This is a genomic window from Methyloceanibacter sp. (genome assembly GCF_058506495.1).
The window spans coordinates 43509-69850 of record NZ_JBZMXT010000006.1 but is presented as its reverse complement, the minus strand read 5'-3'; the positions used below and the strand labels follow the sequence as shown (position 1 = coordinate 69850).

Genomic DNA, 26342 nt, shown 5'->3' with positions numbered 1-26342 from the left:
GTCGAACCCTATTCATCGAGTGGGCAAAACGGAAAAGGGGCGGCCACAGGACCGCCCCCAATCCGTTCTCGGGCCGTCTGCTGCTAGTGGCCGGGGTGTGCTCCTGCGCCCCAAATGTAGATGGAGCAGAATAGGAACAGCCACACAACATCGACGAAATGCCAATACCAAGCCGCGGCTTCAAATCCGAAGTGCTTGTGCGGCGTGAAGTGCCCCGCAAACGCGCGGAAGAGGCAGACCAACAGGAATATGGTTCCGACGATTACATGGAAGCCATGGAAGCCGGTGGCCATGTAGAACGTCGAGCCGTAGATGTGGTCAGAAAACCCGAAGCCAGCATGCGTGTATTCGTAGACCTGCAGAAACGTGAAGAGAATGCCGAGTAGGACTGTACATGTCAGACCCCAGATCAGACCCTTCCGATCGTCGTGGAGCATAGCATGGTGCGCCCAAGTTGCCGTCGTGCCTGACAGCAGCAGCACCAGCGTATTCACCCACGGCAAGCCCCAAGGGTCAAAGGTATGGCCGAAATAGCCAAGCCCGGGCACATCCGTCTCGGCGCTCGGAATTGGCGGCCACTGGCCGCCCGTGACTGCCGTTCGGGCATAGGTCACAGCGTCGTCCGGGAACAGGGCTACATCGAAGTAAGCCCAGAACCATGCCACAAAGAACATCACCTCCGAGGCGATGAACAAGACCATGCCATAACGAAGGTGGAGCTGGACCACCGGCGATTGGTAACCTTCGGCTTCCTCCTTGATGACGTCGCGCCACCAGCCGAACATCGTGATGATCACGATAGCTAGGCCTGGAAGCACGTACCAAAGCTGAGGATCGCCAGCTTTCTTGTCCATGAAGTACATGAGAGCGCCAAGCGCCAACACGATTGCGCCAATCGACCCGACAAACGGCCACGGGCTCGGATTGAGTAGATGGTAATCGTGTTGTGGTTTTGCGTGGCCCTGGGCCATCGTGAGCTCCCCCTTCTTACCCAATCGACAATTCGGCGACTCTCAGTGGCGCCGTGTCTCTTAAGATCCTGACGCCCCATCCTCCAGCGCGGCAGCGACATCCGATGGATCGTCGCTCCGGTAGAAAGTATAGGACAGCGTAATCTCCTCAATGTTTTTCGCACTCTCGTCTTCAACAATCTTCGGATCGACGAAGAATGTCACAGGCATGTCGATGCTTTGCCCCGCGGCAAGCGTCTGCTGCTGAAAACAAAAGCACTCGATCTTTGCGAAGTACCGCCCTGCGATCTCAGGGGCCACGTTGAACCCCGCCGTTCCGCTCACCGGCTTGTCGGTTGGATTATGTGCCTTGAAGAAAACCAAAGCCGACTCGCCGATCCGCACATCAACGGCGCGCTGTTCGGACTTGAACTCCCAGGGCAGATCCGTGTCCACATTGGTATCGAACCGGACCTTGATCGTGCGATTGAGGACCGTGGAGGGCGCTGCGTCGGCCACTTGCGGGGTCCCGCCGAAGCCGGTCACTTGGCAAAACATCCGATAGAGCGGAACAGCCGCAAACGACAGCCCAACCATACCGGCCACGACACCGGCCAGGACCAGCGCGACAAGCGCTCGCTTGTCGCGGGGTTCGGTTTTCTCGGTTGCAGCATCGCTTTTCTGGATCACGTGACGCACCTCACTCACATCTGCCGATCGGCGACGTTTGCGCCGAGCCGGACAAGGGTGACGATGAAGAACAGAATAACAAGAATTGCGAGGGTCCAACCAATTGCCATGGACCTTCTGCGTTGGCGGCGTTTGCGTTCGGCTTCAGCATCTTCCATCACCACGTCCAAGTCAGCGCAAGCGCGCCAACGTTTAGCCCAAAGCCGTGCTCAACGAGCAAGACCGCAAAAAGCACGAAGAGGTACAGAATTGAGTACGCGAAGAGATTCTTCGCCGCTCGTTCTGCCGTTTCGCCCTCGCGCTCCCGGTAGCAGTCATAGGCAAAAACCAAGAAGAATGCGCCGAATGTCGCAGCGACCAAAGTGTAGAGCGGCCCGCCCAAACCTATGATCGATGGGACCATCGCGAGGGGCACCAAAAGGCAGCTGTAGATGAGTATCTGCCGTCGTGTCTCGTCAGCACCGTGGGTGACGGGCAGCATCGGCACGCCAGCGCGCCGATAGTCAGCGCTGCGGATCAGAGCCAACGCCCAGAAGTGTGGCGGGGTCCACACGAAAATGATGAGAAACATCACGAAGGACTCAAGGCTCACTGTGCCTGTGGCAGCAGCGCAGCCAATCATGGGAGGCACAGCACCGGCCGCTCCGCCGATGACGATGTTCTGCGGCGTCACGCGTTTCAGCCACATTGTGTATACGAAGACATAGAAGGCGATCGTGAACGCCAACAGTCCGGCAGCCACCCAGTTGACCATAAGCCCCAGGCATATGACGGAGCCGATCCCGAGAACGGTGCCGAATGCCAAGGCCTCGTTGGGTGCGAGCGCACCTTTCGGTACCGGCCGTGACGCCGTTCGAGCCATGCGGGCATCGATGTCTGCGTCGTACCACATGTTGAGCGCACCCGATGCGCCAGCACCGACTGCGATACAGACTAACGCCGCAACCGCAAGAACGGGATGCATGGGTACGGGCGCAACCACCAGTCCGACAAGTGCCGTAAACACAACAAGGAACATGACACGCGGCTTCAGCAGCGCTGCATAGTCGGCAATGTCGCCTCCGGGGGCGACAGCCAACGTGCCTTGCGTCTTTTCGACGGTTGCGTCTGTCATCAGCCTACTCGCTCAAGCGCCGCGTAGAGTCGCTTCCGGCCCCTATTTGATTCTCGGGAGCGTATCAAAGGTGTGGAACGGCGGTGGTGAGGGAAGCGTCCATTCGAGCGACGTCGCCCCCGGACCCCAAGGGTTAGCTGCAGCCTTCTCCTTGCGCGTGAACTGCTGGATCACGGCAATGAAAAAGACGACGAAGCCAGCCATCGCGAGATATGCGCCGATCGACGAGACCATGTTCCAGCCAGCATAAGCGTCCGGATAGTCCGCATAGCGCCGCGGCATACCCGCAAGGCCCAAGAAGTGCTGCGGGAAGAACGCAAGGTTCGCGCCTACGAACATCAGCCAGAAATGGAGTTTTCCGAGGGTTTCCGAATACATGTAGCCGTACATCTTTGGCGACCAGTAGTACCAGGCCGCGAAGAGCGAGAAGACCGCACCCAGCGACAGGACATAATGGAAGTGCGCCACGACATAATAGGTGTCGTGGAACGCCCGGTCGACGCCCGCATTTGAGAGCATCACGCCCGTCACACCGCCAACGGTGAACAGAAATATGAAGCCGAGCGCCCAAAGCATGGGCGTCTTGAACGAGATCGAGCCGCCCCACATCGTGGCAATCCACGAGAAAATTTTCACGCCAGTGGGAACGGCAATCACCATTGTTGCGAAGACGAAATAGGCTTGCGTATTCACGTCAAGGCCGGCCGCATACATATGATGGGCCCAAACAACAAAGCCAATAACACCGATCGCGACCATGGCGTAGGCCATGCCAAGATAGCCGAACACAGGCTTCTTGGAGAATGTCGAAACGATCTGGCTGATCATGCCGAAGCCCGGCAGAATCAGGATGTAAACTTCGGGGTGACCGAAGAACCAAAACAGATGCTGCCAAAGCAGCGGATCGCCGCCATGTGCCGAGTCGAAGAAGGCCGTGCCGAAATTGCGGTCGGTGAGCAGCATGGTGATGGCGCCCGCCAAAACCGGCAGCGACAGGAGCAGCAGGAAGGCCGTAACCAGGATCGACCAGACGAACAGCGGCATCTTGTGCAAGGTCATGCCCGGTGCACGCATATTCAAAATGGTCGTGATGAAGTTGATGGCACCGAGGATAGACGACGCGCCACCGAGATGTAGCGAGAGAATGGCGAAATCAACGGCTACACCTGGCGAACCACTCGTGGAGAGTGGCGCGTAGATGGTCCAGCCGGCACCAGCGCCGGTTGATCCCGGAGCTCCAGGCATGAACAGCGAAGCGACCAACAGGACGAATGCCATCGCGAGCAACCAGAACGAGATGTTGTTCATTCGCGGGAAGGCCATGTCCGGGGCGCCGATCATCAAGGGCACCATCCAGTTGCCAAATGCGCCCACGGTCGCCGGCATGATGCTGAAGAACACCATGATCAGGCCATGCGCCGTGACGAACACGTTGTACATCTCCGGATTGCCGAAGATCTGCATGCCGGGCTCCATGAGCTCGGCCCGCATCGCCATGGACAACAGTGCGCCAACAACGCCACCGACAAGCGACAAAATCAGATAGAGGGTGCCGATGTCTTTGTGGTTGGTCGAGAAAAGCCAGCGCCGCAATCCATGCGGATGATCGTCGTGATCGTGAGATGCGGCGTCTGCCTGGGCACTATTCGCCATGACTAATTCCTCTATCGTCCCATTGTCGTCGTATTCGGCCGTCAGGCCTCGTTCTCTGTTGCGACGGATGCGCTAATCGCGCACGGCCGCGAATTTTCCGTCCATATCGACTTTCGCCGTCTTCTTGCTCGCGACCCAAGCATCGTACTCGTCCGGCGAGACGACCCGCACGGCAATCGGCATGGCGGAATGGTTGCGACCGCAGAGTTCCGAGCACATGCCGTAAAACCAGCCCTCTTTCTCCGCACGGAACCATGTCTGCTGCAAACGTCCCGGGACCGCGTCTAGCTTCACGCCGAACGCCGGAACCGCCCAGTCGTGAATGACGTCATTCGACTTGAGGCTCACAACAACGTTTGCGCCAACCGGGACTACCACTTCATTATCGACCGCCAGCAACCTGGGCTGGCCGGGCTCGAGCTGGTCATCCGGCACCATGATCGAATTGAAGCTGATATCCTCTTCTGGATAATCGTAGACCCAATACCATTGAGCGCCGGTCGCCGTGATGGAGACATCCGCTTTTGGGAAATCATATTGGGCGAAGAGTAGCCGAAACGAGGGTATGGCGATCGCCACAAGTATGAAGATCGGGATTACGGTCCAGGCGACTTCCAAAAGCGTATTGTGGGAATTGCGGGACGGCTCAGGGTTGCTCTTCTCGTTGAAGCGAACCATCACGTAAACCATGAGGCCCAACACAAACAGTGTGATCGCGATGATGATCACATTGACATAATTATGAAATTCGTGGATCTGCGCCATGATTGGCGTAGCTGCTTCTTGAAAGCCCAACTGCCACGGATGTGCCTGACCTAAGGGGAGATCCTCGGCGCGCACCGCCTCGCTGGCGCCGATCCCTGCAGCTGCGGCAAGGCCCGCCAAAGCAAGATTTTTTATCCCCATTTGATCACTCCCAAGCCTACTCTGCCCCCGCCAGCTAAGTCGGCAACAGAGTGCGATTATGGCCGAACGCGGGCTGTTTGGCCCCGCGCTCACTGTCGCAGCGGCGACGCAAGAACACTTCGCAGTATGTTGGCGTCGCCCCCGATAAGACGCATGGTTTTGCTGGCTTGGTAATGGCCAGGCGCCAGCTCTTCTTATGTAATTTAGAAATCATAAAGAATATTGATTGGCAACAGTCATGATGCAGTTTTCAGGTTCTACAGGGCGAGCTTGCACGGTAGCTTCGCCTCAGGGTTGATTGCCTAGTCAGGGTGCTGGACGCGGCGTGAAGGCGCGGCTCAGGCTAAGGCCTGTCGGATATGATTTCGGTCGAAATTTGGCCCTCTTGCCCGGCGAAAGGCGCGTTTGCTCGGGTGGCCCGAATATGTTGGGCGTAGTCTCCGAATCCTGTACGACGGTTGTAACCAGTCTTAATCAGATGCAGGAAGGCCCTGCCTCACAATGTCGATGCTCTCGTTCTTGGCTTCCCGACACCATGCACTTCCAGACCGCTATTGGAAGTTTCAATCGAGCCTGTTCATGGCGCTCCTCGCGACCTTCTTGTGTCTTGCATCAGCCGCACCTTCGTCATTTGCACAAGACGACGGCGCCGAACAGACCCCAGCGGGAGCTGCGGCAGTGCTACGCGGCACCTATGGCGCATGGCAACTCTATTGCCGCACGCCCCCGGGCGCTCGCGAAGAAAAGTGCGCAATCGTTCAGCGCGTGACGGATGAGGAGCGTCCGAATGTTGGCCTGAATGTGCAGCTGTTCAAATCCATCGGCGACAACGCCAACATGATGCGCGTCGTCGCGCCACTGGGAATATTTCTTCCGCGCGGCTTGGGGATCAAGGTCGATGGGGAGGACGTCGGCAACGCCAAGTACGTCAAATGTGCGAGAACGACCGGCTGCATCGCGGAGTTTGAGCTACAGGACGAAGTCGTAACCAAATTCCAATCGGGCGAAAATGCCCTGCTCATCATATTTCCGACCGTTGACGAGGGAATCGGTATTCCCGTCTCGTTGGAGGGGTTCACCAAGGCTTTCGAAACGCTCAAGTAGCCGTAAAAAATCGGCGGCAGAAAAGGAGCAATCTGCCGCCGATTCGTCCGTCTTTGGGGGACGGAGAGCGCCCACAATCCTTGCAGGGTACGGAAAGGGGCGCGGCATCCTAATTATATGGCCCAGCAACGCCTTGCTTCAAGTGCTCGGCGCTTGCCGTATGGCCGACCAAAACGCCCAAACGTCGTCGGGGGACAACACGCGGCGAGACTTCGGCTGCTTGATAATCGAAACCTGCGCACCCACTTGCAGCGAGCGCTGAGAGGCCGCGCAAGCGTGGTCCGCAGCCACCCTCAAGCTGTGCATCAGGAGGCTGATAGATCATGGACCTGAAGCTCTTCACACCGCTCAAACTTGGCGATCTGACCCTGCCGAACCGAATCGTCATGGCGCCGCTGACCCGAAACCGCGCCCACCCGGAGGGTGACGTTCCGCATTCTCTAAACGCGACCTACTATGCCCAACGGGCGAGCGCGGGGCTGATCATTAGCGAGGGCACGCAGATTTCACCTGAGGGAAAGGGCTACATTCAAACCCCCGGGATCTACAGTGACGAGCAGATCGCGGGCTGGAAGACGGTGACCGATGCGGTTCACAACGCAGGTGGCCGGATGTTCGCACAACTCTGGCATGTGGGGCGTATTTCTGGCGTATTTCTCATGTGTCGCTGCTCCCGAACGGGCAGCCGCCCGTAGCCCCCTCCCCAATCACCGCCAACAGCCAGACATTCATTGCAACGGGTTTCGTGGATGTCTCAGAACCGCGGGCGCTTGAGGTCGACGAGATCGCGCGCGTGGTCGCCGACTATCGCAAAGCCGCGGAGAACGCGAAGGCTGCCGGATTTGATGGCGTCGAGATTCACGCTGCGAACGGCTATCTGCTTGACCAGTTCATGCGCGACAGCACGAACAAGCGTGACGATACCTACGGCGGAACGGCCAAAAACCGCACGCGCTTCCTAGCCGAGGTCTTCGACGCGGTCACAGCCGTTTATCCGTCAAAACGCGTCGGCGTTCGGTTCAGCCCGTTTTCGGGATTCAATGACATCACGGATAGCGATCCCGTCTCCACATTCAGCGTGGCTATGGCGCGCGCCAATGATGCAAACCTGGGCTATGTCCATCTGGTAGAGGGCGAAATGGGTGGGGCGCGCAGCTTCCCGCCAAATGCAATCGAGACTCTTCGCGCGAATTTTTCCGGCGCCTATATGGCGAACAACGCCTACAACCGGCAGATGGCGATCGATGCGACCGATTCCGGGGATGCCGACCTTATTGCTTTCGGCTCGTTATTTATTGCGAACCCGGATCTTGTCGCGCGTCTTCGTCAGGATGCACCGTTAAACACACCGAACCCTGATACCTACTACGGCGGCGACGCGGAGGGTTACACTGACTATCCCACGCTAAACGACGCTGCCTGAGGCGAAACACGCACAGCGGTACGTTGCGGCGCTGTACCCATCGCGACGACACGGCGATACTTGCTCGTGCGCCCATAATTTCGGCGAGGTCTTTGCTAGACTGCTTTCGGCAATCTCAGGCTCGTGGACACAACCGTCCGCGCGTGCATTGGAGTTTTGACCATGCGGAATCTGGCATTTTGCTGCTGGATGAGACTTACAATTGTGGCCGCGCTGTGTCTGGCGCAGCCAGGCGCAGCCCTCGCGGAAGCGCCGTCCAGTGCGGATCAGATCCGCGCCTCTTATCGGGTCGGTGTTGCAGCAATCGATCTCGGTACGTTCGATCTGACAGCATCTGTGAGGCCCGACTCTTATTCGCTTAAGGCGCGCGGCGAGTTCTCAATTCTGGCCGGCCTGGTCTATAAGGGCGAAGGGAATACGCAGAGCGACGGGAAACGCGTCAATGCTAACCCGAGACCCAAGCAGTTCAACCTCTCATACGCTGACAATAGAGAGAAGCGGACGCTTGAGATCCTCTTTGCTGAAGAGTCCGCGCCGGAGGTCACGCGAATACCGAAGAAGCGGCCGGATAGGAAAGCCGTCCCCCTGTCCGACGATCAGCTTCGAAACGTTCTCGATCCGCTCACGGCTGCCTTTCTTGCAATCCACGCGGACGTGCCGCAGGGAGACCTTGCCGTCTGCAACCAGACGCTCCCCGTCTTCGACGGTCGGCAGCTTTTCGAACTGACGCTCTCGCCGAAACGAACAGAAGAGCTCGGCCCCAAAACAGCCGGGGGCCTGCGCGCTGCTGCGGTGTGTGCGGTCCGTTATCGGCCAGTCGGGGGACACCGGCCCCAGAGTTCGACGGTAGCCTTCCTGCAAAAGACAAACGGAATTGAGGCGTGGCTGGTACCGGTGCCCGGAACCGACCTCTTCGTGCCCTACAAGGTTGTGGTGCCAACAGCCTGGGGAGACGGCACAGTAAAGCTCACCAAGCTAAAGACGTTGCCCGGGGACCCCCGCCGCGCCAGCGCCCGCTAGAGCGCCTCTGTCTCAAAGATCTGATCGATGTCGCCGCCCCATACGCCCTCATAGGCTGCAATGAGACGGTCTGCCTCTGTTCGGCCCGTTTCGGCAATCTCCATCAGAGGGCTGAGCATGCGCGTTTCGTCTTGTGCTCTGTCATTGAACTGCGCGCGCCTTAAAAGCCCGCCCTCGGCGAGCGCCAAGACTTCGCGAGCAATGTCGCGCACCGTGCGGCCTCGGAATGGCGTTGCCAAACCCCTACGCGGAACGGAAAGGCGCAGTTCGTCGCGTTCCTCGACCGTCCAGCTCGCGATGAGGTCTGCAGCACTGTCGAGGGCCGTCTGGTCGTAGAGCAGCCCCGCCCACAACGCCGGGAGGCCCAAGAGCAGCCCCAAAGGCCCAGCATCGGCGCCACGCATCTCTAAAAATGTTTTGAGGCGCACCTCGGGGAAAAGCGTTGTGAGGTGGTCGGCCCAATCCTCGATGGTTGGCCGCTCACCTGGCAACGCCTCTAGCTCGCCCGCCAGAAAATCGCGGAAAGACGCACCCGCAACATCGATATAACGTCCGTCGCGGTAGACGAAGTACATCGGTACATCGAGCGCATAGTCCACGTAACGTTCGAAGCCCATGCCGTCTTCAAAGGCAAAGGGAAGCCCGCCGGTTCTGTCAGGATCTGTATCTTGCCACATCTGAGCACGATACGATTGAAAGCCGTTGAGCTTTCCTTCGGTGAAGGGCGAACTCGCGAAGAGCGCTGTCGCAACTGGCTGCAGCGCAAGGCCGACGCGCAGCTTGCGCACCATGTCCGCCTCGTCGCTGAAGTCCATATTCACCTGCACGGTTGCAGTGCGGAACATCATGTCGAGGCCGTGACCCCCGCGCGATGGCATGTACCGCATCATGATGCCGTAGCGGTCCTTCGGCATCAGCGGTGTTTGGTCTAGACTTCTTTTTGGTGAGAAACCAATTCCAAGAAAGCCAATGCCAAGCTGTTGCCCCACAGAGCCGATTTGCGACAAGTGCTGGCGAAGTTCGGCTTCTGTCTCGTGGATCGAATGCAAAGGCGCGCCAGACAGTTCGAGCTGCCCACCGGGCTCAAGGCTTATCGAACCGCCAATGGGACAGTCCGAGCATGACAGCGCGATAATTTTTCCATTCTCGCGAACAGCGTCCCAACCGAAGCAGTTGTGATGCGACTCGAGGAGCGCGCCGATACCGCGATCACCTTCGTAAGGAACCGGCGAGTTGTCCGCGATGTTGAAGCCGAACTTCTCGTGCTCGGTGCCGATACGCCATTCGGATTGTGGCTTGCAGCCCGCCTCCAGATACCCAGCGAGGTCGTCGCGCGACTCGATGATGAGGCTCTTCGGCCCGCCAACGCGTGTCGACATTTGTAGAGAACTCCGCTTAGGTCGATCAGAATTCGGAACGCCGGTGGCCGATGAAAATCGGCGCGCCCGCGGGAAGCGAATAGATCACTATATCGTATGTAAGGACCGATGCGGCAAGGTGCAGTTCCGCGAAACGAGGCAGCTTTACGGCGACTTAGTCCAAAGACCAAACCATCCCGCCTAAGTTCACACGATCATACGATTGTACAGGTCGAACATGATCCACAAGCTCCCGCCTACCATGATGAAAATCAAGACGAGTGCAAATGCCAGCGCCACGAGGTTTTCGCGCGGCGTCGTCTTGAAATCGATATGGAGGAAGAAGGTCAGGTGGACGAAGATCTGCATGATTGCGAAGACCGCAATGATGACCAACGTAGTCTGCCGCGGCAGCACACCAGTCGCTACGAGCGCAAACGGGATGGCTGTCAGAACGACCGCAAGTGCAAGCCCGATCAGATAGGGCTTGAGCGTTCGCTCGATTTGGAGCCCCGACTTGATCTCCATCACAGCACTCCCGGCAGATAGACGACTGAGAAGATTACGACCCAGATGATGTCGAGGAAGTGCCAAAACAAACTAAGCCGCATCAGCCGCGATGCGACAGGCGCGGTAATGCCCTTCGTCAAAACCTGACCAATCATCACCAGGATCCAGACCAGGCCGACGGTCACATGCAGTCCATGCGTACCAACCAGCGTGAAGAAGGCTGACAAAAACCCGCTGCGGTCAGGTCCCGCGCCCTCCGCGATCATTCCCGCGAACTCGTCAATCTCCAGATAGATAAAGCCGGCGCCGAGCAAGAACGTGATGGCGAGCCAGAGGACGACCTTGCCACGTTCTCCGGCCGACAGTGCAACGGCGGCGACGCCAAACGTCGCGCTGCTCAAGAGCAGCAATGCAGTCTCGGCGGCGGCCCGGTCCAATTCGAAAACATCTTTGGGTGTTGGTCCGCCGGCTGCATTACCGACCATGACGAGATAGGTCGCGAAGAGTAGCGAGAAAATGACGGCATCGCTCATCAAGTAGAGCCAGAAGCCGAAATCCTTTTCTTCGTAACGCTCGGCATCACGATGGCTAATCGTCATTTGGGCGACGCCGCTCATGTCGCAGGTTCCGCTGCCGATTCGCCCGCGAATCCCGGTTCGTCCGCCATTTCGTTTTTTGGCGCTTTGGCGAGTCGAGCGAAGCGCTCGTCTTCAATGGCCTTCACCTCGCTCGCAAGAATGATGAACTCGTCGTCATCGTCGCTCGCCCGGTAGATGATTGTCCCCGCGATAACCGCCAGCGCCAAAAACGCCAACCACCACATCCACCAAATGGCTGCGAAGCCGAACACGCCGCCTGCAACGCCGATCACGAGACCGGCATAGGTGTTCTTCGGCATCACAATGTCTTCGTACTTTTCCGGCCGCTGATAGGCGACACCGCGCTGCTTCATATCCCACCAAGCATCGCGGCTCTCCACTTTCGGCAGCACTGCGAAATTGTAGGGTGCTGCGGGCGACGCCGTCGCCCATTCGAGAGATCGGCCGTTCCACGCATCGCCTGAAAGGTCCAGTGCTTCGTTACGCTCGCGAATGCTAACGATGAGCTGCACCGCCAAGCAGATCATGCCGAGCAGAATGATGAAGGCGCCAACCCAAGCCACCACGAGATGGGGCTGCCAAGCCGCGATGTCGTAATGCTCCATGCGGCGCGGCATACCGAGCATGCCGAGCACGTAGAGCGGCATAAACGCGATGTAGAAGCCAACGATCCAACACCAGAAGGCTCGGGTTCCCCATTTTTCATTCAGCTTGAAGCCGAACGCCTTTGGGAACCAGTACATGTAGCCCGCGAGATAGCCGAATAGCACACCGGGGATGATCATGTTGTGGAAGTGCGCGACCAGGAAGGTCGTGTTGTGCATCATGTAGTCGATCGGCGGTAAAGCCAACAGAACGCCAGACAGACCGCCGATGACGAAGGTCACGAGAAAACCGATCGTGAACAGCATTGGCGGCTTAAAGATGATGCGGCCGCGATACATGGTCAGCAACCAGTCGAAGACCTTCACACCCGTCGGCACCGAGATAATTGTCGTCATCGTCCCGAAGAAAGAATTGACCTTCGCACTCGAGCCCATTGTGAAGAAGTGGTGCAGCCACACGGTGAAAGAGAGCAGGCCAATGGCGATGGTCGCGCAGACAAGCGAGATATAGCCAAATAGACGCTTCTGGCTAAAAGTCGCGACAACTTCCGAGAAAACGCCAAAGGCCGGCAGAATGAGGATGTAGACCTCTGGATGACCCCACAACCAAAACAGGTTGATGTAGTTCATCATGTTCCCGCCCATGTCGTTCGTGAAAAAATGAAAGCCGAAGTTCCGGTCCAGAATCAGCATGGCGCACGCGACGGTGAGCGCGGGAAAAGCGAAGATAATCAGAACCGACGTAATGAAGATTGTCCATGTAAAGAGCGGGAGACGGAACATCGTCATGCCAGGCGCTCGGCATTTGAAGATGGTCACCAAGAAATTGATGCCGGTCATGGTGGTGGCAAAACCGGATATGAAGACCATCCAAAGCCAATAGTCGACACCCACGCCGGGCGTGTATTCGACGCCGGAGTACGGCGGATAGGCCGTCCAGCCCGCCGTAGAGAATTTGCCGACGACCAACGAGATCAGCATGAGCCCCGCCCCGGCCGTGGTCAGCCACAAGCTAACGGAGTTCATGAATGGAAAGGCCACATCCCGCGAGCCGATCTGCTGGGGTACGATGAGATTCGCAAGTCCCGATAGAAAAGGCATGGCCATGAAGAAGATCATAATCGTGCCGTGGGACGAGAAGATCTGATCGAAATGGTCAGGCGGCAGATAGCCCTCGTTGTTGTAGGCGATGGCCTGCTGGCTCCGCATCATGGCGGCATCGACGAAGCCGCGCACCAGCATCACAAGCGCAAGCATGATGTACATGATGCCGATCTTCTTGTGATCGAGGCTTGAGACCCATCGGGTCATAACCATGCGCCAGGCGCCGAAATAGGTGATGGCGCCGGCGACGGCGAGCCCGCCGAGTACTGTCACCGCCGCGCCCGATGCAGCGACAGCGCTGTAGAACGGCAAGGAATCGATCGTCAGTCGTCCGAAGATATCCACGTGACCTATTCCGTCAGTTGAGCTTTTGACGATCGCGGCATGCGATCTGCATCGCCGTGAGAATACTTTCCGATAATGCACTCGAAGAGATTGGGCTCGACGCCTGAGTAGTACGTTACTGGGACTTTTTCGCTCGGCTTGGCGAGCACCTCATACGTTGCTGCGTCCAGCGCGTTACTTGAGTCCTTGGCCTTCTGCACCCAGGAATCGAAAGCTTCTTGAGGCATTGCAAGAGTCTGGAACTGCTGATCTGCAAACCCGCGTCCGCTGTACTGGACATTTCGACCCCAGAATGTGCCCTCCTCGTCGGCAAGCAGGTTAAGCCGCGTCTGCATGCCGGCCATCGCGTAGATCTGCCCCCCGAGCGCGGGGATCACGAGCGAGTTCATGACCGTGTCGGACGTGATGTCGATGCTTACCGGCCTCCCGACGGGCACGGCGAGCTCATTGACGACGGCAATGTTTTGCTCCGGGTAGACGAACAGCCATTTCCAGTCCTGCGCGATTGCCTGGACCTGAAGCGGTTTCACACTCGGATCGATCTCCGTATACGGATCGAGCTTGTAGGTGTACTCCCACAAATGAAACGCAAGCCAAACGACGATCGCGGCAGGGACGCTCCAAACCACAATCTCCGCAGGCCAATAGAAATCAAAATTTGGGGCGTAGCGCGCTTTTCGGTTCGTCCCGCGATACCGGACGGTGAACCATGCCGCCATGATGAAGACCGGTATGATCACGATCATCATAATCGCGGTCGCCCGGAAGAGTAGGTCACGCTCGGTTAGCGCGATCGGCCCCTTAGGATCCAGGACAGGCCCCTCCGCAACGCTACAACCGGAACACAGCAGAGACAGGCTTGCAACGGCGATTGCGACCGATGCACTAGATTTCCATGGACGTGAGCGCGCGTATTCGACGATCATGTCTTCGCTGCTTCGATCCCAGGATGATGTGTGTCGTGGTCAGTAACCGTAACGGCTTATGGCCACCTTTGCGAGGATAGACCAAGCTTCTCGCATAACCTGTGACAATCGAGTCACAGGGCCGAAGAGTTTTGCCGAAGTGTCTAACGCCAGTCACCCCAGACGGCATTAACGAGCGCAAGGCACGCGACAGCAGCCGTGTCCGCACGCATCACACGGGGGCCCAGCGAGATTGGCAGCACAAATTCTTGCCGCAGCAATAGATCGCGTTCCTCGGGGTCGAAGCCGCCTTCGGGCCCGATCAAGACGGCATGCGGACGAGCCGCCTCCGATGCCAATGCCTCGAGGGGCGACGCGACCGCCGCAGTCTCATCGGCCACAACAAGAAGCCGGGTGGCGTCCCATGTCGACAGAATGTCTTCGAGCTTCTGCGGGGCATCCACTCGAGGCACCCGCAAGATGCCGCATTGCTCAGCAGCCTCTACCGCGTTCACTTCAAGGCGTTCGACCTTGACCCGTTCAGCGACGGTTCGGCGCGTGATGACGGGCCGCAAGACGCTCGCGCCCATCTCCGTTGCCTTCTGCGCCACATAGTCGACACGCGCGCGCTTGATGGGCGCGAAAAGATAATGCAGATCGGGCCCATCTTCTTGAGGCCGGGTCTGGTGCTCTGCCTCCAGGTTCATGGCCTTCTTGCCAGCCTTACAAATGCGGGCGCACCACTCACCGTCGCGGCCGTTAAAGAGCAAGACGTACGAGTCAGGCTTTAATCGAAGCACATTCGCGAGGTAGTGCGTTTGATCTCGATCGAGCACAACCTCCGTACCCGAACCGAGCGGGGACTTGACGAACAGCCGTGGCAGTTTAGAGGGCATAGTCAGCAAGCCGCAGTACAAGCGAAACGGCAGGACACATGACACGTCCGGACAATGAAGGCAAAGCTAGCGATTCGGCATCGGCACCCGTTGCCGATGCGCGCGCACAGAACTGGGTGGACCGCTATGCGCCGGCATGGGCGCTGCCCTATCTACGGCTTGCCCGCGTAGATCGTCCCGTCGGCTTCTACCTGTTGGCGCTGCCCTGCTTCTGGTCTGTGGGCTTGGCAGGCATTCACACGAGCGCAGTCTATCCCGATCTCCGGCTGCTGGTGCTGTTTGCGATCGGCGCCATTGCCATGCGCGGCGCCGGATGCACGTACAACGATATCGTCGATCGCGATATCGACGCTAAAGTGGCGCGCACGCGCTCGCGGCCCATCCCGAGTGGGCAGGTCTCGTTGAGCAGTGCCATCGTTTTCTTGGTTGCTCAGTGCCTCGTTGGCCTCGCCGTGCTTCTCAGCCTCAATGGCTTTTCGATTTGGTTGGGATTTGCTGTCGTTCCGATTGTGGCTCTCTACCCGTTCATGAAGCGTGTTAGCCATTGGCCGCAAGCCGTCCTGGGCCTCGCCTTCAACTGGGGTGCGCTCATGGGCTGGGCTGCCGTTACGGGTGGTCTTGATTGGGCGCCTGTCGCCCTCTACGTGGGCTCCGTCGCCTGGACCATCGGATACGACACCATTTACGCCCATCAGGACCGCGAGGACGATGCCCTGATCGGGATGAAATCCACTGCGCTGAGATTCGGCGCCAACACGAAGTCTTGGCTAACAGTTTTTTACACGGTGACAGGGTCGGCCATGGGACTTGCGGGAGTGCTTGCAGGGGCGGGTCCCGTTTTCTTCGCCGGCCTCGCTCTCGCGTGCGGCCAGCTCATTTGGCAAATCGCGACACTCGACATCGACGATGCCAGCAACTGCCTCGCCCGATTTAGATCCAATCGAGACTTTGGTTTGATTGTTTTTTTCGCGATTCTGTTGGATATGACGCTTGCATCTTCCCTCTGAAGGGACGATGTGTCGGGTACAAGCAAATCAGCCTAGACACCCATGGGTGACTTGCGCGCGTTCCGAAGCACGACGCAAGTGGGCCCCGGTGCGTATCGCAACCGAGGCCCGTGTGACGCCTTGCTGTTAGCTTCCTTATTGGCTGCCTTGAGGTAGCCTTGATTGCCAGGATGGTGCCACGGAACGTTTCCCGGACGCTTAATAGACGTCATTAACGACCGGTAGCTTCCAGCATGGTTTAGAGAGTGTTCCCACCGACTGATGACCGCGATAACCCACGATAAGACTTCCGAAGAGGCACATACCTCATTGCCGAGCCGTGAAGAAGACTTCGAGATCCTCCGCCGCGCCGTCCGGGAAGCTGGCGCGTTAGCGTCGAGCTACTTCAAGGAGTCCCCAAAAGCCTTCACAAAGTCGGATGGTTCACAGGTTAGCGAGGCTGACTTGGCGGTGGATGCGGCCCTAAAACTCGACTTGACGACGCGGCGCAAGGATTACGGTTGGCTATCGGAAGAAAGCCCCGACGATCGCTCACGCCTTAAACATTCGCGGGTCTGGATGGTCGATCCTATTGACGGGACAGGCGCGTTCTTGCGGGAAATCCCTGAATGGACGATTTCCGTTGCCCTGGTTGAGAATGGGACCCCGGTTATCGGGGTCGTTTACAACCCGGAAAGCGGCGAGTTTTTTCATGCCATCCGCGGGGCCGGCGCCTTTCTCAATGACGCGCCGATCCGCACAACTGACAAGGCGACGTTGGAAGGTACGAAGGTAATCGCAAGCGGCGGGCTTTTTCGGAAGAAGATTTGGGAGAACCCTTGGCCCGACGTTACCGCGCGGTGGGTGAATTCCGTCGCCTATCGCCTCGCGCTCGTAGCTGATGGGACAGGCGACGCCACGATTTCATTGACACCCAAAGCGGAATGGGATCTGGCCGCGGCGGCGGTGATTGTCGAAGAAGCCGGAGGCGTAATCACCGATCACCTTGGGAATTTGCACAAATACAATAGCGAAAATCCCAAGTTTCCTAGCCTGGTCGCCAGCGGCAAGGCCTTGCACCCTGCGCTGATCGAGCGCACAAGCCGCGTGGACCTTTAAAGCACAATTCGGCACATTGCCTTGGCGAACAAGTCAGCGAGGGGGATTTCGCATGTCTGCAAACAGCAATGCGCCGGCAAAAGCAGAGGACGACAAGCAACTGCTTCACCTCGTCTTCGGCGGGCACCTAACCGAATTGGACAGGGTGCATTTCGACGATCTGAGCAAATTGGACGTCGTCGGCATTTATCCCAACTACGCGACCGCCTATGACGCATGGAAAGACGCCGCGCAGCGCTCAGTGGACGACGCTCATATGCGCTACTTCATCGTACACCTTCATCGGCTTCTCGACCCCGATGCAGCTTAGCTGAATGACGCGCCACCCCGTCTAAGCCCCCGAGAGGGCTGGTCCTTAACGGGATTTCGCCTTAAAGGTCCCATGGCTCTCGTGCTAGACAAGGGATACAGGAGCTTGGGCACGCCAGCCGTGCCCCGCAAGATTCGGGATAACCCTTGAAAGACAACGTCTTCATAGATGCCCGCGTGGCCGCTCGCGGTGGTGATGAGCTCACGGCCGAGCGCTATACGACACGTCAGATTGTCGAGCGAATCTGGCATGAGAATCTTCGGCCTCATGGCGTACTTCTGGGTTTTGGCATTCTGGCCATGTTGCTCACGGCCGTCACAACCGGAGCGATCCCCTTTCTTATTCAGCGGACGGCCGACGATATCTTCGTCGATAAGAATGCCGACATGGTCCTATGGATCACGCTTGCTGTTGTTGTCATCACGACCCTGAAGGCCGTTTCGGAATATGTGGCGAATGTGACTATCGGTTATCTCGGGCACCGCTTCATCGCAGACTTGCGCTTGCAGATGTTCGGGAAGCTCGCCGAAGCGGATCTCGGCTGGATACAGACCGTCCATTCCGGTCGCATTCTCTCAGGGTTCTTGAACGACGCAACTCTGATGCGGGCCACAGCTAGCCGCACGATTGTGACCCTCGGCGAGAACCTGCTCAAGGTCGTCATACTCGTTGGCTCCATGATTTATATGGCCCCACGCCTCTCGATACTTGTGCTGCTCTTCATGCCGTTCGCGTGGCTGATGCTATCCCGCCAGCGGCGCAAGATGCGAAAATCGACAACAAAGTCGCTGCAGGAAACCGGCGATTTGTCCGCACTCGTTACTCAGACCCTGCAAGGAATGCGCGTCGTGCGTGCCTATAAGCAGGAAGCTCAAGAAGAGAAGCGCGCGAGCGAGGCGGTCAACCGGGCGCTCGAATACACAATGCGCGGCATGCGCGCTCGGGCTCTGTCCAGTCCTGCCATGGAATTGTTGGTTGGCCTTGGCTTTGCCGTCGCGATCTATGTGGCGGGTACGAACGGTATTCGGGGCGACTCCTCTCTCGGCCATTTCATGGGATTCACAACGGCGGCGCTTCTGATCTATGCGCCGCTCAAGAGCCTCGCCACGCTCCAAACGCAGTTGCAGGAAGGTGTCGCCGCAGCGACCCGCGTGTTCGGGATCATTGACCGTCCCAGCAAGCTCGTCGAAGCAAAGGATGCCAAACCGCTTGAGCTCACTGACGGCCAGATTGAGTTTCGCGATGTAAGCTTTGCCTACGATCCCGAGAACGTCGTCCTGAAAGGCGTGACGCTGACCGTGCCTCCGGGAAAAACCGTTGCTCTTGTTGGGCCCTCAGGGTCCGGCAAAAGCACGCTTGTTAACCTCGCCCTGCGCTTCTTCGATCCCCAAGAGGGAGCGGTTCTGATCGACGGCCAGGACATAAAGGGCGTGACTGTGTCGTCCTTGCGCGATGCCATCGGTCTTGTGACACAAGACCCGGTTCTGTTCGACGATACGATCCGCGCCAATATCGCTTATGGCGCGAAACCCCTCGATGAGGACGAAATGATCGCAGCGGCAAAGGCCGCGGCGGCACACGACTTCATCATGAGCCTGCCCCGCGGTTATGAAACACGGGTCGGCGAGGCCGGCGGACTCCTTTCAGGTGGCGAAAGACAACGCATCGCCATCGCTCGTGCGATCTATAAAGATGCACCGATCCTCATGCTGGATGAGCCGACAAGTTCGCTCGATTCTGAGTCGGAAGCCAAGGTTCAGGCGGCGCTTGAGAAACTCATGCAAGGCCGGTCTGTGTTGATGATCGCGCATCGGCTCTCCACAGTGAAGAAAGCCGATCTGATCTGTGTGCTGGACAAGGGGCGCATCGTCGAGACGGGGCGCCACGATGAACTCGTTTCACGCGGAGGCCTTTACACCCGTCTGCACCGAAACCAGTTCGGCATCGCTGGCGCGCCGGACCAGGCGTCTGCTGACGAGCTGCATGCTATCGCCGTTCCTGGCGAGTAACCGCGCGAGGCGATGTTGAAGCGTTTCTTTGGATCGGAGCCGGGCACCGCCATCCTAAGCAAATTCGCATCCGGCTATATCCGGCTCGTCTATGCAACGAGCACGGTCATACGAGAGCCCGCTGACACCGATGCGAAGCTTTTCGACCAACATCCGCAAATTCTGGCCATGTGGCATGGTCAGTTCATGCTACTGCCGAACCTGAAACCGAAACGGCCGGCGGACGTCAAAGCCATGGTCTCGCGCCATGGCGATGCCGAGCTGATCGGCGATGTCCTGCAGCGATTCGGCATGGATCTCATTCGAGGCGCTGGCGCAGGGAAACGAAAGCGTAATCGCGGCGGGGCAACGGCAATGCGTGAGTCCTTGCGTGCGCTTGAGGCGGGCGCGACCGTTGCAATGACAGCGGATGTGCCCCCTGGGCCGGCACGGCGGGCCGGCATCGGCATCGCGACCTTGTCAGCCAAATCCGGACGCCCTGTCGTTCCATTCGCGATCGCGACAAGCCGCTCCTTGAAGCTTGCAACATGGAGTGCCTTTACGATCAACCTTCCCTTCTCGAAACTCGCGATCGTTATAGGCGATCCGGTGACGGCACCTTCTTCCGAGACGCCCGACCAGCTCGAAGCCGGTCGAAACGCTATCGAAGATGCCCTCGCTGAGACGACCGAGCGCGCCTATGCGCTCGCGGGTGCACGTGATCCGCTGAGCCCCGAGGAGAAGGCAAAACCCGGCACGGCGCTCAAGACCTATAGACTTGCAACGCAGCTTGCAGCACCAATCGCCCCGTTGTTGCTGGCTTGGCGTACCCAAAAGGGTAAGGAAGAGCCCAACCGCCGCCCTGAGCGCTACGGGAACGCAAGTGCCGCGCGGCCCTCCGGCTTCCTTGTCTGGTTACACGCAGCCTCTGTCGGCGAGACGAATGCCGCGCTCCCCGTCATCGACCACATTGCGCGGGCGCGGCCCGACATTCGTCTTCTTCTGACGACTGCAACGGTGACATCGGCGCGCCATGCGCGCGCGCGTTTGCCTGAAGGCGCGATCCATCAATACATCCCTCTGGACCGCAGCAGCTATCTCAGGCGCTTTCTGAACCATTGGCGTCCCGATCTCGCGGTCTTGGTGGAGTCGGAGATCTGGCCAAACCTTGTGCTGGAAACCAAACAAGCGGGGACTCCGCTTCTTTTGATCAACGCGCGCATGTCAGGACCGTCCTACAAACGATGGCGGCGCCGGCCTGGTATGAGCCGGCCAGTCTTTTCCGCGTTCGACCTTGTCTTGGCTCAGAATGAACGGCTCGCAGAGCAGTTCTCTCAACTTGGCGCACCCCAGTCCCTGTCCGCAGGAAATTTGAAAGCGGATGCGCCGCCGCCACCCGTAGACGAAGCGGCGAAGGCGGACATGTCGGCAGCATTCTGGGGACGGCCGATTTGGCTCGCAGCCAGCACTCATCCTGGCGAGGACGAAATCGTCGGCGCGGCGCATGCCAAGATTAAGGCGGCCCTTCCAGGCATCGCAACCATCGTTGTGCCGCGCCATCCTGAGCGCGGTCCGGCTATTGCCGAGATGCTCCGCACCAGAGGATTGAAAGTTACGCTTCGGTCCGAAGGTGGCGGAATCGATGCCAAGACCGATATCTACGTGGCCGATACGATCGGCGAGCTCGGCCTCTTTTACGCCTTAACGCCAGTCGCCTTCATCGGCGGTTCGCTCGTCAAACATGGAGGCCAAAATCCGGTGGAAGCCATCAAGCTGGGAGCGGCTGTGTTGGCGGGGCCTCACGTCCATAATTTCCGAGAGATGTATGCGGACCTTTTGAAGACAGGCGGCGCTCGGAAAGTCGACGATGCGGATAGTCTCGCCGATGCGGTGCTCGAATTGCTTCAGAACGAGGTTGCCCGCAAGGAAGCCCATGCGCAGGCGACGACATGCGTTGCAGCAATGACCGGCGCCTTACCAAAAACCTTGGCGGCGATCGAGGCGTACTTCCCGGATAAGGTGTCACTGCAACATGCCTCTTGAGACCCCGTCCTGGTGGTACGGCAAGCGCGCGGGTGCAGCCAAGCTGATGCCCCCCCTGCTAGCCCCGCTTGCAGCGCTCTACGGTCGTGCCGCAGCGTCGCGACTGGCGCAAAGCCCGACCTATCGCTCGCGGTTGCCCGTAATCTGTATCGGGAATTTCACATCAGGTGGCGGTGGAAAGACCCCAACTGCGATCGCCGTCGCAACCCTGCTTAAATCAATGGGCAAGACTCCGGCCTTCCTCACGCGCGGCTATGGCGGAAGCGCTAAAGAGACCGTCCGTGCCGCCGGTCAAGATGCCACGGAAGTTGGCGACGAAGCCCTCCTCCTCGCTGAGGCGGCGCCGACCTTCATATCAGCGGACAGGGCAGCCGGAGCAAGAGCGATTGAACAGACGGAAGCCGATGTCATCGTTATGGACGACGGCTTTCAGAACCCAGGACTCGCGAAGGACCTGTCACTTATCGTCGCCGACGCCGCAGCGGGGCTTGGAAACGGCCAGGTGATTCCCGCCGGCCCGTTGCGAGCGCCACTCGCGTCGCAAATGCCGCTTGCAAACGCTCTCCTCGTGATCGGCGACGGCCAGAAAGGCGACAAGCTCATCGAACAATTCGAGGCCGCCGGTAAGCCCGCCTTGCGAGCTACGATTACCCCCAATTGCGATGCGCGCTGGCTGAGCGTCCTGCCGACGATTGGCTTTGCGGGTATCGCGCGGCCTTCAAAGTTCTTCTATACTTTGCAGTCAAATGGCGCGCGCCTGATCTCTAGCTATGGATTTGGCGACCATCATCGCTTCACCGAAAAGGAAGCACGGCGGCTACTCGACGAAGCGGAAGCCAAGAAGGCCATGCTCGTTACCACTGAAAAGGACTGGGCGCGCCTCACCAACGAAGAAGACGAAAGCGCGCTAGCTGAATTGAAGAAGCGCTCGCGCCCGTTCCCGATTGTCATTGCGTTCGATGACGAGGACGCGGTGAACGCATTGCTTCGCAATGCCCTCGGCGCCAAGAACACAGCAGCGACTAGTTAAGACTTTTCGGAATTCTCGCGCACGCGCTTGAGAGACGCAGCGGCGTCGACATAGGGCTCTTGCAGGGAAACGCTCCAATAGCGCAGCTCGTCGATTGGAATAGTTTGGCCGGTCACGGCACAGCGGACGAACTCGCCTGGTGTGATGACTTGCACCTCGCCATCGAGATAGCGGAGCTTGGCTTCGCCCTTGAACCCAAAATTTCGTTCAAATCGATTCATGGTGATTTTTGATCTCTCATGCTTTTTTGGCAGCTTAGCGTCAGGCAAAACGAACCGCTAGAGTTAGAGCAAGCTTCCCTGATCCCCATTGGGATCGGGTTTGGGCTTAGCCTTCCTCGGGGTCTTCGATCTGTCGACCTTGGGATTCGCTGCACCGACAGCTTTGGACGTAGCCGTTGCCTCGGTCACGATATGGCCATCTGAGAACTGAATGTCGAGAGCCTCACCCAATTGCACAATGGCGGCGCTGCGCACCATCGCGCCTTTAGCGTCACGAACCAGCGCGAAGCCACGCGCGAGAACATTCTCATAGCCAAGCGTATGGAGAAGCTTCGTCTGGGCGTCGAGCCGCTGGCGCGCCCGATCCATCCGCGCACTAATCGCGCGGGCGCGATCCCGGTCGAGACGCGTCAGGACGTCGCGGGCCGCTGCGGCGCGACGGGCGACGAGCCCGGGCCGCAACGGGGCTGATAGGCGGGCCAATATGGCGCGGTGGCTCTGCGTATTTGCGCGCAGGGCCTGGAGAAGCCGGCCGCTCGCTGTATCGAGCCTTTGCCGTGGCAGTCCCAGTATAGCTTCCCGGCGAGGCAACCCCCTGGCGGACGCATGGACGCGACTGCGCCAGCTCTCCAGCACCCGGCGTATTGTTCCAGCCATGCGCACACTATGTGTCCGCACCGCGTTCATAAGCTCCGAGCGAACCGGCACCGCACGCTCAGCGGCGGCCGTCGGAGTCGGCGCGCGATAGTCGGCTACCAGATCGATGAGCGTCCAGTCCGTCTCATGCCCAACAGCCGATATTAAAGGAATCGCGCTTGCCGCCGCTGCCCTAGCGACAATTTCTTCGTTGAAGCCCCAAAGATCTTCCAGGCTGCCGCCCCCGCGCGCCACGATTATCAGGTCCGCGAGAATGCCCTCTGTGGCCTCACCTGTGTTGAAACCCGCGATGGCCGCGGCGACCTCCGCCGCGCAGGTCTCGCCTTGCACCCGCACAGGCCAGACGATCACATGAGAAGGGAAACGATCGCCGAGCCGATGAAGGATGTCGCGTATAACCGCGCCCGTCGGCGAGGTGACCACGCCGATTACGTCGGGCAAAAACGGCAGGGGCTGTTTGCGGTCTTCATCGAACAGGCCCTCTGCCGCGAGCTGTTTCTTGCGCTGCTCCAAGAGCGCCATGAGCGCGCCAGCGCCCGCCGGCTCCAGGTCGTCGATCACGATTTGGTATTTCGATCCGCTGGGGTAGGTCGTGATCTTGCCCTTGGCAATGATCTCCAAACCTTCCTCCGGTTTGAATTTCAGCCGACCAAATACGCCACGCCAGACCACTGCCTCGATCGCCGCGTTTTCATCTTTCAGCCGGAAATAGCAGTGACCCGAGGCGTGTGGCCCGCGATAGCCCGACACTTCGCCACGAAGGCGGACAAGCCCATAGGCGTCTTCCACAGTCCGCTTAAGGGCGAAAGCCAGCTCTGACACCGAATATTCGGTGATATTGGTAGGCTCAGGTTGTGGATTGCGGGGTGCCATTCCTTCCGTCTCTTTTTCTTAACTCGCTATTCTCGTGCTAAGAGCGCGACTTTCATCATGCTGCGAATCCTCAATAGAAGGGCATACAAGCCTGGGATTTGCGGAACAAGCGGGGCACGGTAGTCGTGAACGTTCTTCTTGTCGGCGGCGGCGGTCGCGAACACGCGTTGGCCTGGAAAATAGCGCAAAGTCCTCTCCTCGAGAGGCTCTATTGTGCGCCTGGGAACGCGGGCATTGAGGAAGTCGCCGAACTGACCGCGCTTGACGTCACCGACCACGACGCGGTCGCCGCATTCTGCCTCGACAAACAGATTGGGCTTGTGGTCGTAGGTCCTGAGGCGCCGCTTGTGGCGGGTATCGCCGACGATCTGGAAGCGCAAGGGCTTCTCGTATTCGGCCCATCGAAGGCAGCCTCGTCGCTTGAGGGCTCTAAGGGCTTCACCAAGGATCTGTGCACCGAGTTTGACATCCCCACTGCTGCATATAGGCGCTTTACCGACGCGGCGTCCGCCAGGGCCTATCTTCAGAGCCAGGCGATGCCGATCGTCGTCAAGGCGGATGGTCTTGCCGCCGGAAAGGGCGTCGTTATCGCCCAAACCCGCGACGAGGCGAACGCTGCCGTCGATGCCTGCTTCCAGGGCAGCTTTGGCGCGGCCGGCGCCGAAGTTGTGATCGAAGAGTTCTTAGATGGTGAGGAGGCGAGTTTTTTCGCCCTTGTCGACGGTGACACGGTTCTACCGCTAGCGACGGCGCAGGACCACAAACGCGTCCATGACGGTGATCGCGGCCCAAATACAGGCGGGATGGGCGCCTACTCGCCAGCCCCCATCATGACCCAAGCGCTTTGCGACCGGACAATGAATGAGATCATCCTGCCGACCGTCGCAGCCATGAAGCGGCGTGGGACCCCGTTCAAGGGTGTTCTCTATGCAGGGCTTATGATCGATGCTGCTGCCCCGAAGCTCATCGAATACAACGTGCGCTTCGGCGATCCCGAGGCCCAGCCTCTAATGATGCGGCTCAAGTCGGATCTCTTGCCTGTGCTCGTCGCGACCGCCAAGGGACGACTTTCGGGGCTGACGCTGGAGTGGGAGGCGAACGCCGCGCTGTGTGTCGTTATGGCTTCGAAGGGCTATCCGGGCGCCTACGACAAGGGAACTGAGATCAAAGGGCTCGATGCGGCGCGTACGGTACCGCAATCCACTGTTTTTCATGCCGGCACCGCACGTGACGGGACGCGAATCGTTGCAACCGGCGGCCGCGTCCTTGGGGTCACGGCCCTCGGTAGCGACATCGCGCAGGCCCAAGCGCGCGCCTATGAAGCCGTAGATGCAATCAACTGGCCCCAAGGATTTTGCCGCCGGGACATCGGATGGCGTGCTCTCACGTGCGACGCATAGGGCCTTCTCTCCAGAAGATGGCTTAGTAAGAAATTCACCTAAACGCGCTATGACGCCAGCAACAGCCCGTTGCGCGTTCATTTTTCGCCGTGAACCGTTGCCTTTTCACGTTGACGTCACTATTTGCAGATGAATTAGCAACTCGTTCACTTATTGAGATTTGCTCATGACACTCCAACGGCCCCTTTCGAAGAAGACCGTATCCGGCGTAGTGGGCGTCATGGCGATTCTCTTCTATCTGTGGCTTCTGACTTGGTCAGCGCCCGCGAACGCGATGGGCGGCGTGATAGCCCAGCCAGAAGCTCCCGGCCTTCAGGTCCACGAGGTCCGGAGGATCTTTAAACGCGATCGCACGCCCATTTATCCCTACTCCGCAAAGGGTCCGGGGCCGAAAGGCTGGTCATCCTATATCGGGTTTGTGCCGTACAGCTGGGGCAACGTGGCGAACGAGGCGATACAGCGAAGTGTAAATCCCTCGCGCACGTGGCCGCATGACAAGAACGCGCCTATCCCGCGGCCTTATCGTTAGGCTC

General features: G+C 58.8%; 27 protein-coding genes. 12 read left to right on the top strand and 15 right to left on the bottom strand.

Annotation, left to right across the window (positions count from 1 at the left end; all coding sequences use genetic code 11):
* Positions 1-83: 83 nt before the first annotated feature.
* From AC33YF_RS02775 to coxB, 6 genes are all read right to left on the bottom strand, one after another.
* The gene (locus AC33YF_RS02775) at positions 84-971 is read right to left on the bottom strand and encodes a cytochrome c oxidase subunit 3 (RefSeq protein ID WP_491775673.1); all 888 of its coding nucleotides are present in this window, start codon (positions 969-971) and stop codon (positions 84-86) included.
* A gap of 60 nt (positions 972-1031) precedes the next feature.
* Positions 1032-1640, bottom strand: coding sequence for a cytochrome c oxidase assembly protein (locus AC33YF_RS02770; RefSeq protein ID WP_491775672.1), 609 nt, complete (start codon positions 1638-1640; stop codon positions 1032-1034).
* Positions 1641-1654: 14 nt separating this feature from the next.
* A complete protein-coding gene (locus AC33YF_RS02765) occupies positions 1655-1798 on the bottom strand; it encodes a cytochrome c oxidase system small membrane protein (protein ID WP_491775671.1) in 144 nt (47 codons plus the stop codon).
* The gene (gene cyoE, locus AC33YF_RS02760; RefSeq protein WP_491775670.1) at positions 1798-2754 is read right to left on the bottom strand and encodes a heme o synthase; all 957 of its coding nucleotides are present in this window, start codon (positions 2752-2754) and stop codon (positions 1798-1800) included. The genes AC33YF_RS02765 and cyoE overlap by 1 nt, the downstream gene beginning before the upstream one ends.
* Before the next feature lie 42 nt (positions 2755-2796).
* Positions 2797-4407 (bottom strand): cytochrome c oxidase subunit I, encoded by a 1611-nt coding sequence (ctaD, locus tag AC33YF_RS02755; protein WP_491775669.1) that lies wholly within the window; start codon positions 4405-4407, stop codon positions 2797-2799.
* Positions 4408-4479: 72 nt separating this feature from the next.
* Positions 4480-5313 (bottom strand): cytochrome c oxidase subunit II, encoded by an 834-nt coding sequence (gene coxB, locus AC33YF_RS02750; protein ID WP_491775668.1) that lies wholly within the window; start codon positions 5311-5313, stop codon positions 4480-4482.
* Between the two features lie 519 nt (positions 5314-5832).
* Here coxB and AC33YF_RS02745 point away from each other — a divergent pair.
* The gene (locus AC33YF_RS02745) at positions 5833-6417 is read left to right on the top strand and encodes an invasion associated locus B family protein (RefSeq protein WP_491775667.1); all 585 of its coding nucleotides are present in this window, start codon (positions 5833-5835) and stop codon (positions 6415-6417) included.
* Between the two features lie 109 nt (positions 6418-6526).
* On the opposite strand, the gene AC33YF_RS02740 is transcribed toward AC33YF_RS02745, so the two are convergent.
* On the bottom strand, positions 6527-6742 hold the full coding sequence (locus AC33YF_RS02740) for a hypothetical protein (protein ID WP_491775666.1): 216 nt from the start codon (positions 6740-6742) through the stop codon (positions 6527-6529).
* Between AC33YF_RS02740 and AC33YF_RS02735 the strand changes: the two genes are divergently transcribed.
* The 3 genes from AC33YF_RS02735 (at position 6741) to AC33YF_RS02725 (ending at position 8860) form a co-directional block, all read left to right on the top strand.
* Positions 6741-7112 carry an oxidoreductase gene (locus AC33YF_RS02735; protein ID WP_491775665.1) on the top strand — a complete coding sequence of 124 codons (372 nt, stop codon included), beginning with the start codon at positions 6741-6743 and terminating at the stop codon, positions 7110-7112. The two genes, AC33YF_RS02740 and AC33YF_RS02735, sit on opposite strands and share 2 nt — an antisense overlap.
* A 50-nt stretch (positions 7113-7162) precedes the next feature.
* Positions 7163-7840, top strand: a complete 678-nt coding sequence (locus AC33YF_RS02730) for an oxidoreductase (RefSeq protein ID WP_491775664.1) — start codon at positions 7163-7165, stop codon at positions 7838-7840.
* Between the two features lie 189 nt (positions 7841-8029).
* On the top strand, positions 8030-8860 hold the full coding sequence (locus AC33YF_RS02725) for a DUF3108 domain-containing protein (RefSeq protein WP_491775663.1): 831 nt from the start codon (positions 8030-8032) through the stop codon (positions 8858-8860).
* Here AC33YF_RS02725 and AC33YF_RS02720 read toward each other — a convergent pair.
* The 6 genes from AC33YF_RS02720 to AC33YF_RS02695 form a co-directional block, all read right to left on the bottom strand.
* Complete coding sequence (locus tag AC33YF_RS02720) at positions 8857-10239, bottom strand: glutamate--cysteine ligase (RefSeq protein WP_491775662.1); 1383 nt, start codon at positions 10237-10239, stop codon at positions 8857-8859. The genes AC33YF_RS02725 and AC33YF_RS02720 overlap by 4 nt on opposite strands.
* Positions 10240-10425: 186 nt before the next feature.
* Entirely contained in the window at positions 10426-10746 is a 321-nt protein-coding gene (cyoD, locus tag AC33YF_RS02715) for a cytochrome o ubiquinol oxidase subunit IV (RefSeq protein WP_491775661.1), read from the bottom strand.
* Positions 10746-11345: a cytochrome o ubiquinol oxidase subunit III gene (gene cyoC / locus AC33YF_RS02710; RefSeq protein WP_491775660.1), complete on the bottom strand. Its 600-nt coding sequence runs from the start codon at positions 11343-11345 to the stop codon at positions 10746-10748. Before cyoC ends, cyoD begins: the two co-directional genes overlap by 1 nt.
* Positions 11342-13375: a cbb3-type cytochrome c oxidase subunit I gene (locus AC33YF_RS02705; protein WP_491775675.1), complete on the bottom strand. Its 2034-nt coding sequence runs from the start codon at positions 13373-13375 to the stop codon at positions 11342-11344. Before AC33YF_RS02705 ends, cyoC begins: the two co-directional genes overlap by 4 nt.
* An 11-nt stretch (positions 13376-13386) precedes the next feature.
* Positions 13387-14307 carry a ubiquinol oxidase subunit II gene (cyoA, locus tag AC33YF_RS02700; protein ID WP_491775659.1) on the bottom strand — a complete coding sequence of 307 codons (921 nt, stop codon included), beginning with the start codon at positions 14305-14307 and terminating at the stop codon, positions 13387-13389.
* Between the two features lie 143 nt (positions 14308-14450).
* The gene (locus AC33YF_RS02695) at positions 14451-15182 is read right to left on the bottom strand and encodes a 16S rRNA (uracil(1498)-N(3))-methyltransferase (protein WP_491775658.1); all 732 of its coding nucleotides are present in this window, start codon (positions 15180-15182) and stop codon (positions 14451-14453) included.
* A 38-nt stretch (positions 15183-15220) separates the two neighbouring features.
* Here AC33YF_RS02695 and ubiA point away from each other — a divergent pair, with 38 nt between their 5' ends.
* The 6 genes from ubiA (at position 15221) to lpxK (ending at position 22658) form a co-directional block, all read left to right on the top strand.
* Positions 15221-16189 (top strand): 4-hydroxybenzoate octaprenyltransferase, encoded by a 969-nt coding sequence (gene ubiA / locus AC33YF_RS02690; protein WP_491775657.1) that lies wholly within the window; start codon positions 15221-15223, stop codon positions 16187-16189.
* Positions 16190-16450: 261 nt separating this feature from the next.
* Complete coding sequence (locus AC33YF_RS02685; RefSeq protein WP_491775656.1) at positions 16451-17287, top strand: 3'(2'),5'-bisphosphate nucleotidase CysQ; 837 nt, start codon at positions 16451-16453, stop codon at positions 17285-17287.
* Positions 17288-17339: 52 nt separating this feature from the next.
* Positions 17340-17597 carry a DUF4170 domain-containing protein gene (locus AC33YF_RS02680; protein ID WP_491775655.1) on the top strand — a complete coding sequence of 86 codons (258 nt, stop codon included), beginning with the start codon at positions 17340-17342 and terminating at the stop codon, positions 17595-17597.
* 146 nt (positions 17598-17743) lie between these two features.
* Positions 17744-19606 carry an ABC transporter ATP-binding protein gene (locus tag AC33YF_RS02675; RefSeq protein WP_491775654.1) on the top strand — a complete coding sequence of 621 codons (1863 nt, stop codon included), beginning with the start codon at positions 17744-17746 and terminating at the stop codon, positions 19604-19606.
* A gap of 12 nt (positions 19607-19618) precedes the next feature.
* Entirely contained in the window at positions 19619-21628 is a 2010-nt protein-coding gene (locus AC33YF_RS02670) for a glycosyltransferase N-terminal domain-containing protein (protein WP_491775653.1), read from the top strand.
* Positions 21618-22658, top strand: coding sequence for a tetraacyldisaccharide 4'-kinase (lpxK, locus tag AC33YF_RS02665; protein ID WP_491775652.1), 1041 nt, complete (start codon positions 21618-21620; stop codon positions 22656-22658). The genes AC33YF_RS02670 and lpxK overlap by 11 nt, the downstream gene beginning before the upstream one ends.
* On the opposite strand, the gene AC33YF_RS02660 is transcribed toward lpxK, so the two are convergent.
* Positions 22655-22879 carry a DUF2093 domain-containing protein gene (locus tag AC33YF_RS02660; RefSeq protein ID WP_491775651.1) on the bottom strand — a complete coding sequence of 75 codons (225 nt, stop codon included), beginning with the start codon at positions 22877-22879 and terminating at the stop codon, positions 22655-22657. The genes lpxK and AC33YF_RS02660 overlap by 4 nt on opposite strands.
* Before the next feature lie 63 nt (positions 22880-22942).
* Positions 22943-24409, bottom strand: a complete 1467-nt coding sequence (gene xseA / locus AC33YF_RS02655) for an exodeoxyribonuclease VII large subunit (protein WP_491775650.1) — start codon at positions 24407-24409, stop codon at positions 22943-22945.
* 125 nt (positions 24410-24534) lie between these two features.
* Here xseA and purD point away from each other — a divergent pair, with 125 nt between their 5' ends.
* Complete coding sequence (gene purD / locus AC33YF_RS02650) at positions 24535-25809, top strand: phosphoribosylamine--glycine ligase (protein WP_491775649.1); 1275 nt, start codon at positions 24535-24537, stop codon at positions 25807-25809.
* Between the two features lie 166 nt (positions 25810-25975).
* Positions 25976-26338 carry a hypothetical protein gene (locus tag AC33YF_RS02645; RefSeq protein ID WP_491775648.1) on the top strand — a complete coding sequence of 121 codons (363 nt, stop codon included), beginning with the start codon at positions 25976-25978 and terminating at the stop codon, positions 26336-26338.
* Positions 26339-26342 lie beyond the last annotated feature (4 nt).

What these genes read in the sequence shown, in the direction of transcription:
- AC33YF_RS02775 (WP_491775673.1), bottom strand. Translation starts at nt 971, where the DNA reads ATGGCCCAGGGCCACGCAAAACCACAACACGATTACCATCTACTCAAT.
- AC33YF_RS02765 (WP_491775671.1), bottom strand. Translation starts at nt 1,798, where the DNA reads ATGGAAGATGCTGAAGCCGAACGCAAACGCCGCCAACGCAGAAGGTCC.
- cyoE (WP_491775670.1), bottom strand. Translation starts at nt 2,754, where the DNA reads ATGACAGACGCAACCGTCGAAAAGACGCAAGGCACGTTGGCTGTCGCC.
- ctaD (WP_491775669.1), bottom strand. Translation starts at nt 4,407, where the DNA reads ATGGCGAATAGTGCCCAGGCAGACGCCGCATCTCACGATCACGACGAT.
- coxB (WP_491775668.1), bottom strand. Translation starts at nt 5,313, where the DNA reads ATGGGGATAAAAAATCTTGCTTTGGCGGGCCTTGCCGCAGCTGCAGGG.
- AC33YF_RS02735 (WP_491775665.1), top strand. Translation starts at nt 6,741, where the DNA reads ATGGACCTGAAGCTCTTCACACCGCTCAAACTTGGCGATCTGACCCTG.
- AC33YF_RS02740 (WP_491775666.1), bottom strand. Translation starts at nt 6,742, where the DNA reads ATGATCTATCAGCCTCCTGATGCACAGCTTGAGGGTGGCTGCGGACCA.
- AC33YF_RS02725 (WP_491775663.1), top strand. Translation starts at nt 8,030, where the DNA reads ATGAGACTTACAATTGTGGCCGCGCTGTGTCTGGCGCAGCCAGGCGCA.
- AC33YF_RS02720 (WP_491775662.1), bottom strand. Translation starts at nt 10,239, where the DNA reads ATGTCGACACGCGTTGGCGGGCCGAAGAGCCTCATCATCGAGTCGCGC.
- cyoD (WP_491775661.1), bottom strand. Translation starts at nt 10,746, where the DNA reads ATGGAGATCAAGTCGGGGCTCCAAATCGAGCGAACGCTCAAGCCCTAT.
- cyoC (WP_491775660.1), bottom strand. Translation starts at nt 11,345, where the DNA reads ATGAGCGGCGTCGCCCAAATGACGATTAGCCATCGTGATGCCGAGCGT.
- cyoA (WP_491775659.1), bottom strand. Translation starts at nt 14,307, where the DNA reads ATGATCGTCGAATACGCGCGCTCACGTCCATGGAAATCTAGTGCATCG.
- AC33YF_RS02695 (WP_491775658.1), bottom strand. Translation starts at nt 15,182, where the DNA reads ATGCCCTCTAAACTGCCACGGCTGTTCGTCAAGTCCCCGCTCGGTTCG.
- ubiA (WP_491775657.1), top strand. Translation starts at nt 15,221, where the DNA reads ATGACACGTCCGGACAATGAAGGCAAAGCTAGCGATTCGGCATCGGCA.
- AC33YF_RS02685 (WP_491775656.1), top strand. Translation starts at nt 16,451, where the DNA reads ATGACCGCGATAACCCACGATAAGACTTCCGAAGAGGCACATACCTCA.
- AC33YF_RS02680 (WP_491775655.1), top strand. Translation starts at nt 17,340, where the DNA reads ATGTCTGCAAACAGCAATGCGCCGGCAAAAGCAGAGGACGACAAGCAA.
- AC33YF_RS02670 (WP_491775653.1), top strand. Translation starts at nt 19,619, where the DNA reads ATGTTGAAGCGTTTCTTTGGATCGGAGCCGGGCACCGCCATCCTAAGC.
- lpxK (WP_491775652.1), top strand. Translation starts at nt 21,618, where the DNA reads ATGCCTCTTGAGACCCCGTCCTGGTGGTACGGCAAGCGCGCGGGTGCA.
- AC33YF_RS02660 (WP_491775651.1), bottom strand. Translation starts at nt 22,879, where the DNA reads ATGAATCGATTTGAACGAAATTTTGGGTTCAAGGGCGAAGCCAAGCTC.
- xseA (WP_491775650.1), bottom strand. Translation starts at nt 24,409, where the DNA reads ATGGCACCCCGCAATCCACAACCTGAGCCTACCAATATCACCGAATAT.
- AC33YF_RS02645 (WP_491775648.1), top strand. Translation starts at nt 25,976, where the DNA reads ATGACACTCCAACGGCCCCTTTCGAAGAAGACCGTATCCGGCGTAGTG.